The 12,690-nt window shown below is 68.0% G+C and carries 13 protein-coding genes; 4 read left to right on the top strand and 9 right to left on the bottom strand.

The features are described from left to right. Nucleotides 1-39: 39 nt before the first annotated feature. The 3 genes from CGU34_RS09045 to CGU34_RS09035 form a co-directional block, all read right to left on the bottom strand. Entirely contained in the window at nucleotides 40-534 is a 495-nt protein-coding gene (locus CGU34_RS09045) for an RNA polymerase sigma factor (protein ID WP_100813894.1), read from the bottom strand. Then, entirely contained in the window at nucleotides 531-1,142 is a 612-nt protein-coding gene (locus CGU34_RS09040) for a hypothetical protein (RefSeq protein ID WP_036296924.1), read from the bottom strand. The genes CGU34_RS09045 and CGU34_RS09040 overlap by 4 nt, the downstream gene beginning before the upstream one ends. Nucleotides 1,143-1,203: 61 nt before the next feature. Beyond that, nucleotides 1,204-1,791, bottom strand: a complete 588-nt coding sequence (locus tag CGU34_RS09035; RefSeq protein WP_036296921.1) for a TetR/AcrR family transcriptional regulator — start codon at nucleotides 1,789-1,791, stop codon at nucleotides 1,204-1,206. Between the two features lie 173 nt (nucleotides 1,792-1,964). Here CGU34_RS09035 and lipB point away from each other — a divergent pair, with 173 nt between their 5' ends. After that, the gene (gene lipB, locus CGU34_RS09030; protein WP_100813893.1) at nucleotides 1,965-2,603 is read left to right on the top strand and encodes a lipoyl(octanoyl) transferase LipB; all 639 of its coding nucleotides are present in this window, start codon (nucleotides 1,965-1,967) and stop codon (nucleotides 2,601-2,603) included. Nucleotides 2,604-2,686: 83 nt separating this feature from the next. Further along, entirely contained in the window at nucleotides 2,687-3,649 is a 963-nt protein-coding gene (gene lipA / locus CGU34_RS09025; protein WP_036296949.1) for a lipoyl synthase, read from the top strand. Between the two features lie 69 nt (nucleotides 3,650-3,718). Here lipA and CGU34_RS09020 read toward each other — a convergent pair whose 3' ends face one another. From CGU34_RS09020 to smc, 3 genes are all read right to left on the bottom strand, one after another. Further along, a complete protein-coding gene (locus CGU34_RS09020; RefSeq protein ID WP_036296915.1) occupies nucleotides 3,719-4,219 on the bottom strand; it encodes a DUF2004 domain-containing protein in 501 nt (166 codons plus the stop codon). Nucleotides 4,220-4,329: 110 nt separating this feature from the next. Beyond that, nucleotides 4,330-5,202: a signal recognition particle-docking protein FtsY gene (ftsY, locus tag CGU34_RS09015; protein WP_100813892.1), complete on the bottom strand. Its 873-nt coding sequence runs from the start codon at nucleotides 5,200-5,202 to the stop codon at nucleotides 4,330-4,332. Nucleotides 5,203-5,211: 9 nt separating this feature from the next. Next, the gene (gene smc, locus CGU34_RS09010; RefSeq protein WP_100813891.1) at nucleotides 5,212-8,742 is read right to left on the bottom strand and encodes a chromosome segregation protein SMC; all 3,531 of its coding nucleotides are present in this window, start codon (nucleotides 8,740-8,742) and stop codon (nucleotides 5,212-5,214) included. 499 nt (nucleotides 8,743-9,241) lie between these two features. Here smc and CGU34_RS09005 point away from each other — a divergent pair, with 499 nt between their 5' ends. Both CGU34_RS09005 and CGU34_RS09000 read left to right on the top strand, forming a co-directional pair. After that, nucleotides 9,242-9,511 carry a hypothetical protein gene (locus CGU34_RS09005; RefSeq protein WP_036296908.1) on the top strand — a complete coding sequence of 90 codons (270 nt, stop codon included), beginning with the start codon at nucleotides 9,242-9,244 and terminating at the stop codon, nucleotides 9,509-9,511. Between the two features lie 56 nt (nucleotides 9,512-9,567). Beyond that, entirely contained in the window at nucleotides 9,568-10,656 is a 1,089-nt protein-coding gene (locus tag CGU34_RS09000) for a GNAT family N-acetyltransferase (RefSeq protein WP_036296906.1), read from the top strand. A 145-nt stretch (nucleotides 10,657-10,801) separates the two neighbouring features. On the opposite strand, the gene mutM is transcribed toward CGU34_RS09000, so the two are convergent. The 3 genes from mutM to rpmF are packed head-to-tail and all read right to left on the bottom strand — an operon-like array spanning nucleotide 10,802 to nucleotide 12,678. Further along, nucleotides 10,802-11,737, bottom strand: coding sequence for a bifunctional DNA-formamidopyrimidine glycosylase/DNA-(apurinic or apyrimidinic site) lyase (mutM, locus tag CGU34_RS08995; protein WP_036296903.1), 936 nt, complete (start codon nucleotides 11,735-11,737; stop codon nucleotides 10,802-10,804). Next, nucleotides 11,730-12,452, bottom strand: coding sequence for a ribonuclease III (rnc, locus tag CGU34_RS08990; RefSeq protein WP_051513166.1), 723 nt, complete (start codon nucleotides 12,450-12,452; stop codon nucleotides 11,730-11,732). Before rnc ends, mutM begins: the two co-directional genes overlap by 8 nt. Nucleotides 12,453-12,468: 16 nt before the next feature. Continuing rightward, nucleotides 12,469-12,678, bottom strand: coding sequence for a 50S ribosomal protein L32 (gene rpmF, locus CGU34_RS08985; RefSeq protein ID WP_036296900.1), 210 nt, complete (start codon nucleotides 12,676-12,678; stop codon nucleotides 12,469-12,471). Nucleotides 12,679-12,690: the final 12 nt, after the last annotated feature.

Raw genomic sequence — 12,690 nt, 5'->3', positions numbered from 1 at the left:
ATGCGTCGAGTTTACGCGAGAGACGAAACGACGCCGGCGTCAGCCGACCTCCACCCCGAGCGCAACGCGCAGCTCGTCCTTCGCACGCTGGTAGCGGCCGCGCGCCGTCGACGCCGGGATGCCGAGCAGGTCCGCCGCATCGACCAGGCTCAGCCCCTCCCAATGCACGAGCCGCACAAGTTCGGCGAGGTCGGAATCCAGCCGGTCGATCGCGTCCCGTGCGTCAGCGCCCTCGTCGGAGGGCGGGGCCACCGCATCCGCCCCCGTCCCTCGGATCCGATCGGCCAGCGCCCATCGCCGTCGCTCTCCCCGGGCGTGATTGAGCAGGGTCCCTCGCGCGATACCGAAGAGCCACATCCGCGCACGCTCCGGTTCGCGCGGAAGATCGACGAGCCGCCGCCACGCGACGACCATCGTCTCGCCGAGCAGATCCGGCGCGTCGTCCGCACCGACGCGACGCTGCAGATACGCCCGCAGATCGTCGGATGCTGCTCTCAGAGCGGCGGTGAGGCGTCGCTCGTCAGAGCGGCTCACTGCCACTGCTCGTCGTCGCAGTGCACCTGGCCCGCCCCCGAAGCGAGGCCGGTTCCCTCGCCGCCGTCGAAGCCGTGCTCCTTCAGCTCACGATCGAGCAGCTCGCCGACTGCCTGGTCGCTGGCAAACCAGTAGTTCAGGTCCGGCAAACGCGGATCGGCGACGACGATGTCGGGATCTGTGCGTTGGTCCTCCTCGATCTGCTGGAGATACTCCCCCACCAGGGGAGCCGCTTCCGCCTCGATGTCAGTGTTCGCGAACCACTCGTTGATCACGTGATCCAGCTCGGCCTGCCGCAGAGGGTTCGCTGCGACGTAGTCGCCGAAGCGCAGCTCACACGAGCCCCATGTGGGCGACGTATACGTATAGCTCCGATCGGGGTCTGACATACCGGACCCCCAATCCCAGACGGAGGATGCCGTGGCCACACCAGCACTGCCGACCAATAGGACAGCCAGGCTCACGCCCAGCGCGATCCGCGGCACACCCCGTCGCACCGGAGCTTGGGCGCGCGCTGCGCTGATCATGGCGCGCACATCTGCGTCGCGAGCAGACGAGACGTGCGGCGCCGAGCGCTGCAGGATGTCGTCGAGCGGATCGCCGGTCATTGTGCCTCCATCGTCGGGGTGCCTTCACTCCGTACGTGTCCGGCAACGCGCCGAACGTCCGTCACCCGACGCGGAAGCTCACGACGGCGAGTGCACGATCCAGCACGTCACCGAGCGAGACCCGACCCGCGCCCTGCCGCGCCCACTCCTCCACGGCCGCCATCAGCGCTCCCCCATACGCCGAACCGATGACCGCGGCACGCAGCTCCTCGACGCCGGCTCCGCGCATCCGTTCCGCCAACACGCGCGCGATGCGCGATTGGCGCACGGATGCTTCACGCTCGAGCTCATCGTCGAGTTCCATTTGGCGGGCGTTGACGAGCGCCAGCGCGAGGCTGTCCGGCGCGAAACCCTGGGCCATCGAAGCGAGCGCAGCGCGCACATCGACATCTACCGCCCCCGCATCCGCGCCCTCGATGGGCTCGAGCTGCGCCCCCAGCTCGGCGATCCGCTCGTCGAAGCCGCCCCACAGCACGTCCGCCTTCGACGGGAAGTAGTTGAAGAAGCTCGACCGACTCACCCCGGCCCGGCGTGTGATGTCCGAGACGGAGGTTGCGCCGTATCCCTGCTCGAGGAACAGCTCGCACGCGGCCTCGGCCAGCACCTCCCGCGACGAAGCGCGCGGGCGACCACGCGGTTCCGACGACATGCGGTCAGGCTACCCGCACCGTCCTGCTCCTCGCTTCCGCTGTCGCAGATCGACGTTCGGGAGGGCACCGACGATCGATCTGTGGCAGCGGAGCGTTTTGGGGCGACGGAATCCGGCAGCGAGGTATTGTTGGACGCGATCCAGCAATTGATCCCACCGACGAGGGAGCTCGCGTGCTCGAAGTGCAGACGGTCGGCCTAGCGCCCGACTACGTCCCCTATCTCGAGGGATGGGAATTGCAACGCCGTGTCCACGCCGACGTGGTCTCCTCCGCTCGCCCCGACACGATGTTGCTGCTCGAACACGAGGCCGTCTACACGGCCGGCAAGCGCACCGAGGCACACGAACGCCCGAACGACGGCACCCCCGTCATCGATGTGGATCGAGGCGGCAAGATCACCTGGCACGGGCCCGGGCAGCTCGTCGGCTACCCGATCGTCCGTCTGCACGAGCCCATCGACGTGGTCGCGCACGTCCGGCGCCTCGAAGGCATCCTGATCGATGTCCTCCGCACCCACGGCGTCGACGGCTACCGCGTCGAGGGCCGCAGCGGGGTCTGGGTACGTCGACCCCTGTCGGAAGACAAGGTCGCAGCGATCGGCGTCCGCGTCCAGCGCGGCGTGACCATGCACGGCTTCGCGATCAACTGCAACAACTCGCTCGCCGCGTTCCGCGCGATCGTCCCGTGCGGGATCACGGATGCCGGGGTCACAACGGTCAGCGAGGTGGTGGGAGCGGATGTCTCACCCCGCGACATCCTCGACACCGTCAGCGCGGCGTTCCAGAACGAGTACATGGGAGTCGCCGCGTGAGCGGGTGCGGACCGGCCTGCGGGTCGGGCTCGCACACGCACGGCGCGAGCTCGACGCCCGCGACCGCGCCGAACGGCCGCAAGATGCTCCGGCTCGAGATCCGCAACGCCGAGACCCCCATCGAGCGCAAGCCCGAGTGGATCAAGACCAAGGCGAAGATGGGCCCCGAATATACGGCCCTGCACTCCCTCGTGAAGGACGAGGGCCTGCACACGGTCTGCCAAGAGGCGGGCTGCCCGAACATCTTCGAGTGCTGGGAAGACCGCGAGGCCACGTTCCTGATCGGCGGCTCGCAGTGCACGCGGCGCTGCGACTTCTGCCAGATCGACACGGGCAAGCCCGCTGACTACGACATGGACGAGCCGCGGCGCGTCGCCGAAAGCGTCACGCAGATGCAACTCCGTTACGCGACCGTCACGGCCGTCGCCCGCGATGACCTGCCCGACGAGGGCGCGTGGCTGCACGCCGAGACGGTCCGGCGCATCCATGACGCCAACCCCAACACGGGCGTCGAGATCCTCGCGGTGGACTTCTCGGGTCGCTCCGACCTGCTCAACGTCGTCTTCGATGCGCGCCCCGAGGTGTTCGCCCACAACGTCGAGACCGTGCCGCGCATCTTCAAGCGCATCCGCCCCGCGTTCCGGTACGAGCGCTCGCTCGACGTCCTCACGCAGGCGCACGACGCCGGCCTCATCACCAAGTCCAACCTGATCCTCGGGATGGGCGAAGAGCCCGAAGAGGTCGTCCAGGCACTGCAGGACCTGCACGATGCCGGCACCGACATCATCACGATCACCCAGTACCTGCGGCCCACGCCGCGGCACCTGCCGGTGGCGCGTTGGGTCAAGCCGGCAGAATTCGTCGAGTTCAAGGAAGAGGCCGAGAGGATCGGATTCCTCGGCGTGCTGGCGGGTCCGCTCGTGCGGTCGTCGTACCGCGCCGGGCGCCTCTGGGCGCAGTCGATGCGATCGAAGGGGCTCGAGATTCCCGCGCACCTGTCGCATATCGCCGAGGCCGCCGACCTGGGGTTCGCTCAGGCGGTCTGAGATCTCGGTCTGGTCCCTTCGACAAGCTCAGGGACCGGTCGCTGAGCCTGTCGAAGCGACCTGCTGTAGCTACTCGGCGCTGGTGACCGACTGCACGTCGCCGTCGCTGCTCATGTTGACCAGCAGCACGTCGTCGGTCGCATCCGGGTCGAGCGCGTACTCGAGAACGGCGAACGGGTCGCCACTGCCCATCTCGTCGGCGAGGATCGTCATGCTCATCAGCTGCAGGGATCGGATGACATCCACGGCGATGTCGCCCGAGATGTCGGTGAGCATGCCCTCGATGTCATCGCCCAGAGTTTCTTGCTGCTGAATGATGTACTCGGTCACCTCGCTCGTGCGGTCGTCGAAGAGTGACAGCATCGCGTCGCGCGCCCGGCGGTCGACCTCCTCGATCGACGACACGAGCGTCGCTGCCATGTCCAGCGCCGCGGACGAGACATCGTCCTGATCGGGCGCGGTGAGATCGACCGTCACCGACTGGTCTCCCAGCTCGATGTTCTCGGACCAGAAGATCGATCCATCCGGTCCGGACTCGAGTACTCCGAAAAAGTCGTGCTCGATCGCCATTCCCCCATGTAACCAGCCGAATGCCGTACACGGTAGCCCGACGCGGCGCGGCGCCACTTACGAGGCGAACCGAGATCTGTGCGGCCGCTGTCGGCGCGCGTTCAGCCGCTTCAGTCGACGAGCGCGGACGCGAAGACGTGCGGGGTGAAACCCGTCAGGTCCCCGATGCTTTCGCCCTGGCCCAGGAGTTTGACGGGGATGCCGGTGCGCTCCTGCACCGCGAGCACGAAGCCCCCGCGGGCCGATCCGTCGAGTTTCGTCAGCACGAGACCCGTCACGCCGGCGTGCTCGAGGAACGCCTGCGCCTGCATCACGCCGTTCTGACCTGTCGTCGCGTCGAGAACGAGCAGCACCTCGCTGATCGGCGCCTGCTTCTCGATCACGCGCTTGATCTTGCCGAGCTCGTCCATGAGCCCACCCTTGGTGTGGAGGCGCCCGGCGGTGTCGATCAGCACGATCTCGGTGCCGGTCCGTTGCGCATACTCGATCGTCTGATAAGCGACGGATGCGGGATCCTGACCCTCTTGCTGCGGCCGCACGATCGCCGCCCCACCGCGCTCGGCCCAGGTCGCGAGCTGGTCGACGGCGGCGGCGCGGAAGGTATCGGCCGCACCGACGACGACCGAGCGACCGTAGCGCTGCAGGAACTTCGCGAACTTGCCGATCGTCGTCGTCTTGCCCACGCCGTTGACGCCGACGACCAGAACGACAGCCGGCCGTTCGGTGAGGTTCAGCGTGGTGTCGAACTTGGCGAAGTGCTCTTCGAGCGTTTCGCGCAGCATACGCTGCAGGTCCTTCGGGTCGGTCGTGCGATAACGTTCGACCTTCGCCCGCAGTTCGTCGACGATGCGCTCGGTGATGTCCGGGCCGAAGTCGGCCTGGATCAAGGCCGTCTCGAGGTCCTCCCACGTGGTCTCGTCGATCGTGGGCTTGACGAACATGCCGCGCAGGGCACGACCGAGCGACCAGGAACTTTCCGCCATCCGTCCAGCCTACGCGGAGGCGCGCTCGGACGTTCGATCGCCGACGCGCTGCCCGACGACAGCCGAGACCCCGTCTTGGCGCATCGAAACGCCATACAGGGCGTCCGCGATCTCCATGGTCCGTTTCTGGTGAGTGATGACGATCAGCTGGCTGCTCTCGCGCAGCTGCTCGAACACACTCAGCAGGCGACCGAGGTTCGCATCGTCGAGCGCTGCCTCGACCTCGTCGAGGATGTAGAACGGGCTCGGGCGCGCCTTGAAGATCGCCACGAGCAGGGCGACGGCCGCGAGCGAGCGCTCTCCGCCCGACAGCAGCGAGAGACGCTCGATCTTCTTGCCCGCCGGGCGCACCGACACCTCGATGCCCGTCGTGAGCATGTTGTCGGGGTCGGTCAAAGAGATGCTTCCCGTTCCGCCGGGGAACAGCACGGGGAAGACCTCGGCGAAAGCCGCCTTCGTATCGTCGAAGGCCGCGGCGAAGATCGTCTGCATCCGCTCGTCCAGGTCGCCGATGATCGTCATCAGGTCCTTGCGCGTCTGCGTCAGATCGCCCAGCTGTTCGACCAGGAATGCGTGCCGCTGCTCGAGAGCCGCGAACTCCTCCAGCGCGAGCGGATTCACCCGGCCGAGCTGAGCAAGCGTGCGTTCGGCCTGCTGCAGACGCCGCTGCTGACGCGAACGGTCGAAGGGTTCGGATGAATCTTCGCCGGCCTCGGGTGTGGGTACCTCGCGATCCGGACCATATTCCTCGATAAGAATATCTTCCTCGAGACCAAGCTCCGATCGCGCGCGGTCGAGGAGCCCGGACACATGCAGGCGCTTTTCATGAATGCGCAGTTCGAGCGAATGCACACCCTCCGTCAGGGCCGCGAGGCGCTCACGCAGCTGCACGTCCTGCTCGCGAAGGGTCGCCAATTCGACGTTCTGCTCGGTGCGCTCACGCTCGGCATTGGCCAGATCCATGCCGGCCTGCGCGACGGATCGCTCCACCGCATCGAGCACGTGCGGCACCCGCGCGATCACCCCGGCGGCAGCCTCGCGCTGAGCGCGTCGGATGACGGCCCGACGGGCAGCTTCTTCGGCGGCGGCGCGCTCGCTCTCGCGACGCCGTTCGAGGGAAACGACCCGCGCCTCCTGCGCACGCACGCGCTCGCGCAGCGTCTCGACCTCGAGTCGGGCGCGCATCTCGGACTCACGCGCCGCCTCGACCTCACCGAGCACGCCCTCCCGCGCCGACGCATCGAGGATCGGCCGCGGTGCTTCGAGCGCGGTGTCACGTTCACGCGCGGTGCGGTGTGCCGCGGCCTCCGCTTCGCTGACGGCAGACTCAGCCTGAACCAGACCCGCCTCGAGGCGCTCGCACTCGGCTACCGCGGCCTCATGCTGCACCGTCACACGGTTGACGTGCTCGGCCCGCGCGGCGAGGGCGGCGTCGTACGCCCGCATATCGTGTAGCGCCGCCGCTGCCTTCTGTCGTGATTCGGCGAGGCCGGCCTTCGCGTCGGCCGATGCTTCGCGGAGCGAATCGACGATCACGGTCAGCTCGCTCAACCGATCAGCCGCGGCATCCCTTTCGGCTACCAAAGCGAGGCGCGACGGCGACCCGCCGCTCCCCCCGCGCAACAGATACGCGGTCGCGACCTCGCCCGCGAGTGTGACGACCGTGAGGGGTGTGCCGCTCGCGACCTCTTGCAGGCGCGGCCACGCGGCGCGTGCTGCATCGAGATCATCGGCGATGGCGACATGCGCGAGCAGGCCCAAAACTCCGCTCGGCGCGGTGACGACGTCGAGGGCGGGAACGATGCCGTCGAGGGTCGGGAAACTCGTGGATGCCGACCCGTCCGCGTCGCCCACGACGACCTCCACAGACCCGAGCTGAGCGCGCTCGGCCTCGGCGAGGGCGCCGAACGCCTCGTCACGCGAATCCACGAGCAATCCTTCGGCCACAGACCCGAGAACCGCAGCAACGGCGGCCTCGTACCCCGGACGCACCTGCATGCCGTCCGCCACGAGGCCCCGCACACCGGCGAGTCCCCGTTCGATCAGGGCCGAGGCGCCATTGCGCACGTCGAGCGCGCGGGTGAGCGCGGCCGTCTGCGCGGTCAAGGCACCGGCCTCACGCTCGGCCTCGTGCAGGCGGTCGCGAATACCCGCGAGCTCGGCATCCGCGTCGGCGACAGCACGCTGGGCATGGTCGTACGCGGCGGGATGGTCGACGTCTCCGGCTGGCTGCGGCAGAGGTTCGAGGCCGTCGAGCGCCTCGGCAGCGGCCGCGCGCCGGGCGAGGGCCGCATCGAGCGCGTTCTGCTGGCGGAGCACGGCGCCCCGGACGGCGGCCAGAGCGGATGCCGCGGCATCCGCCGACCCGCGAAGGGCCGTGATGCGCATCTCATGCTCGGAGACGAGGGCACTCTGTGCGGCGATATCGGTGTCGAGAGCGTCGAGCTCGGCGCGGGCGTGCGCAACGGCACGACCAGCATCCGTCGCGATCTCGGCCGCGGCGTCCACGGCGTCGCGCAGCTCGATGATCTCCGCGCGCGCCTCGTCGATGTCCGCCTGCGAAACGCTCGAACCGATCTCGGTCTGCTCATCGGCCGATCCGAGCAGCGCGATGCGCTGATTTGCGAGCGTGAACAATCCACGCAACCTCTCGCGGACCCGTTCGAGTTCGAACAACACGCTGCGGGCCGCGTCGACCGCATCCGATCCCCGACGCTCGGTCTCGAGCACCTCGACACGCTTGCGGACGTCGTCCGCGCGTTCCTGCAGCACCAGTCGCTCGGAGTGGCGTTCATGCTCACTGCGCACATGTGCCGCGAGTTCGTTGCGCAACCCCACCAGTTCGTCGGCGACCAAGCGGGCCTTGGCGTCACGCACGACGGCCGCGATCGTCTGGGCTTCACGCGCGATCTCGGCCTGACGACCCAGCGGCTTCAACTGCCGTCGGATCTCCCCGGCGAGGTCGCTCAGTCGCGTGAGATTCGCCTCCATCGCCTCGAGCTTGCGGAGGGTCTTCTCCTTGCGGCGGCGATGCTTCAGGATGCCCGCGGCTTCTTCGATGAAGCCTCGCCGATCTTCGGGGCTCGCCTGCAGCACCGTGTCGAGCCGGCCCTGACCGACGATCACGTGCATCTCCCGCCCGAGGCCCGAGTCGCTCAGCAGCTCTTGCACATCGAGCAGTCGGCAGGTGTCGCCGTTGATCGCGTACTCGCTCGCACCGTTGCGGAACAGCGTGCGGCTGATCGTGACCTCGGAGTACTCGATCGGCAGCGCACCATCCGCGTTGTCGATTGTGAGCTGCACCTCGGCGCGACCGAGAGGGCCGCGCGTCGACGTACCGGCGAAGATGACGTCGTCCATCTTGCCGCCGCGGAGCGTCTTCGCGCCCTGCTCGCCCATCACCCAGGCGAGGGCGTCGACCACGTTGGATTTTCCGGATCCGTTGGGGCCGACGATCGCCGTCACGCCCGTCTCGAACGCGAACGTCGTGGGTTGGGCGAACGACTTGAACCCCTTGAGCGTCACGCTCTTCAGGTGCATGAATTCAGCCTCCGACCCAGCATTACAGTGCGGTTCAGGCTACCCGAGGCGGGGCGTGCCTCCCGTCAGGCAACGCCCGGGCGTCCACGATTTCTGTGAATCGGCTTGACGCGGCGACCGGGTCCGCGCTAGCGTCGCTTCTCGCGTCAGAGGTTTGAAAGGAGGTCACCATGTTGATGAACTGCACACGCACCCGCATTACCGCCACTCGCTCCGCTCTCGGAGGAGTCGTCGCGTTCCCCCTGGTGACCGTTTCCCTCGGCGCCTTCTCGGGACACCGCGCCCACACCGGCAGCTGACCCGCGCGTAGGAGAACTCTGCCCGTCGCCGGGCTCGTTCCTCACGCGTGCGCGGTCCGCCCAGCGGCTCGCCCGCATTCCCTCCCGCCCGACCGGCCCTCTCGGCGCACTTTCGCGCGTAGCCGGCGACGGGATCCGGATGCCTCCACTCCGGCTTCCCTCGATTCACCCACTTCTCTCTTCCCATCCGAGGAACCACCATGAATACGCAGCTGAAGCAGCCGCACCTGTCCCACCCGCCCGAACCGCTCGCGCTCCTCGCGCCGACCACCAACCGCGTCGCCGGAGCATCCTGGCTCGATCGCGCCGCGATGCGCGTCGGCCTGTGGCTCGTGCTCTGGGGCTCACGCCCCGTGTCGAACGCCGAGGCGCTCGCGCGTCACCGGCACCGCGCCTTCCTTGCCCAGGAGCGGGCGCAGCGCGAGGCCGAGGCGGCCCTGGCAACCCGCTTGTGGATGCACGGCGCCTGATCCGACGCCGTGCATCCGCACCCCTGCATCCGAACATCTGACGAAAGAGAAACCTGATGAGCAAGACCCTCGCCGGTATCGAATACCGGCCGCTGGTCATCCCCGAGAGTGTGGATGCCGATGGCGCGGCGGACTTCCGCGCCATGACCGAGGTGAGAAACGCGGTCTACCGGCATATCTCGGGTCACGACGATCAATCCCTCTCACCCGCCGAACTGCTGCCCAGCTACCGGCCCGAACCGTACGAGATCCGCATGATGTGGCTCGTTCTCGACCGCGGACGTCCGGTTGGGCGAGTCGGTCTCGACCTACCCGTCGAGACCGACTCGCGCGTCGCATATATGTTCATCGAGCTGCTTCCGGATGTCTGGGGTCGGGGCATCGGCACCGAAGCTCTCGCGCTGATCGAACGGGTGGCGCGCGAGAACAAGCGCACGATCCTGCAGTCGTGGGCGGAGCACCCGGACCGCCCTGGTCCCAGGCTCGAGCCTCCGACCGGCTTCGGCAGCATTCCCGCGGAGGACCCCGGCGCGCGATTCTTCGTGCGGCACGGATTCACGCTCGAGCAGATCGAGCGCAACAGCGCACTCGACCTACGGGCGACGCGGGACAACGTCGACCGCCTTCTCGCGGAGGCCACTGCGGCAACCGAGGGCTATCGAGTCGTGTCATGGAATGCCCCCACTCCCCCGGAATTCGCCGACGGCTACGCGTGGATGAAGTCGCGCATGGTGACGGATGCCCCGTCCGCGGCGATCGAGTACGACGAAGAGAAGTGGGATGCGACACGCGTCGCGATCCATGACGCACGTGCGATCGATGCGGGCCGCCTGCTGCACGTCACGGCGGCGCAGCACATCCAGACGGGTGAGCTGTGTGCGTTCAACGAGCTGGCGATCGGGCCGGACCGCACCGCCGCATCCCATCAGGAGGACACGCTCGTGCTGAGCGAGCACCGCGGCCACCGCCTCGGCATGCTCGTGAAGTGCGCGGGCCTTCGGGCGTGGCGGGACATCGCACCCGAGTCGCCCCGCGTGATCACGTACAACGCCGAGGAGAATCGCCCGATGCTCGACATCAACGAGGCCATCGGCTTCGCGCCGATCGCCTATGAGGGTGCGTGGAAGAAGGTGCTGGGCGCCTGACCTCCGACATCCGTCCCTCACTCCACCGCGACTTCGCCGAAACACCCCTGGTGCGCCGAGACACCCCCTGGCACGGGGTGTTTGGCCGCGGAGGGGGTGTTTCGGCGCCAAGAAAGGCTGCAGCGCGGCGCACGGTGAACGAGGGTCAGGGTCGCGGCGACGGGAGGCGCTGGCAGCGCGGACAGAAGTGGCTCGAACGATTCATGAAGGATGCGCGCACGATCGGCCGCCCGCACCTCTCGCACGGCTGACCCGTGCGGCCGTACGCCCGCAGACTGTGCGCGAAGTAGCCGGCCTGGCCGTTGACGTTGACGTACTGCGCGTCGAAGCTCGTGCCACCCTCGGCCAGCGCGCGGTTCAGCACCGCCCGCACCTCCGTGAGCAATCGTCCGGCGGCGCGCGACGAAAGCGTACGAGCGGGAGTCTCGGGATGGATGCGTGCCGCCCAGAGCGCCTCGTCGGCGTAAATGTTCCCGATGCCACTCGCCAGGGTCTGATCAAGCAACACGCGCTTGATCGCCGAGTCCTTCCGGGACAGCGCCTGCACAAACGCTCGGTCGCGGAATGCGGGGTCGAGCGGGTCACGACCGATGTGCGAGACCTGACTCGGCAGAAGCGGATCCGGTGTGCCCCATCCGGCCGCCTCGCCATCCGCGGTCGGCACGAGGTGGTCGATCGCGAGCGATCCGAACGTGCGTTGATCGGCGAATACGACATCGAGGGGCCCGTGGTCGGCGTGCTCGATCGACAGGCGGATGCGTTCGTGACGTTCGATCGATGCGCCGTCTGCGCGCAGCAGCATCTGTCCGCTCATCCCGAGGTGGACGAGAATCGCCTCGGGCACATCGGATAGATTCTCGCCGTCCGTACTATCGGCATCAAGAGGCAACCAGAGGAATTTGCCGCGCCGTGCCGCTCCGGTGATGCTGCGCCCTCGCAGGCGGGCCTCGAAATCGAGCGGCCCTCCCGTGTGCCGGGTCAGAGCGCGAGGGTCCCGTGCGTCGACAGCGACGATGCGGGCACCGGTCACAGCAGGGGAAAGCCCGGCGCGAACGACCTCGACCTCGGGAAGCTCAGGCACTCGCGGAGATGTCGTCGCTCTCGACGTCTCGCGTCGTGATGTCCCGCCAGGCCGCGAGTGCAGCAGCCATCTCGGCGGACTTCTTGCTGGAACCGACGCCCTGCGCCGCGGTGGCGCCGACCCGCACCGTGGCGGTGAAGATGCGGTTGTGATCGGGACCCGCCGCCTGAACCGAGTACGCGGGCGGCGACTCCTGTCGGCGAGCAGCCAGTTCCTGCAGGCTCGTCTTCGGATCCATCGCGGCCCCGTAGCGCTCGGGGTCACCGAGCAGGGGTTCCATCAAACGCAGCACGAGGTCGGTCGCGGCTTCCGCTCCGGCCGACAGGTACGTCGCTCCGATGATCGCTTCCGTGGTGTCGGCGAGGATCGAGTCCTTGTCGCGTCCACCGGTCTGCTCTTCACCCCGCCCGAGAAGGACGTGGCGGCCCAGGTCGATGTGGCGCGCGGCCTCGGCGAGAGCAACCGTCGAAACGAGGCTCGCCCGGCGCTTCGCCAGAGATCCCTCGTCGAGCTCAGGATGCCGCGTGAACAACATCACCGTCACGGCCTGACCGAGGATCGAGTCCCCGAGAAACTCGAGGCGCTCGTTGTGCGGCGTGCCACCGTTCTCATACGCGTACGAGCGGTGGGTCAGCGCAAGCGTCAGCAAACCGGGGTCAATGACGACCCCGAGGCGCTGGACAAGAGCGCGTCTCCCCCCCGGAAGCACTGCCACGGCTACAGCGAGCCGATCAGACGTCGGCGACCTTGCGGCCCTTGTACTCGAGGAACAGTTCGGTTCCCTGCGAGTCGGTGACCACCTTGGCCTGGTGGGGACGGCTGTAGACGACCTTGCCGTTCTCGATGGTCTTGACGAGCGCGATGGGCTCGGCCTTCCACTGCGCGCGGCGCGAACGGGTGTTGGAGCGCGAAACCTTGCGCTTCGGGGGGTTACCTGCCATGGCTCTATCTCT

The sequence above is a fragment of the Microbacterium lacus genome, assembly GCF_002812805.1.
GTDB classification, from domain to species: Bacteria; Actinomycetota; Actinomycetes; order Actinomycetales; family Microbacteriaceae; genus Microbacterium; species Microbacterium lacus_A.
The sequence above is the reverse complement of the archived record's forward strand: the minus strand, read 5'-3'. Positions and strand labels throughout refer to the sequence as shown.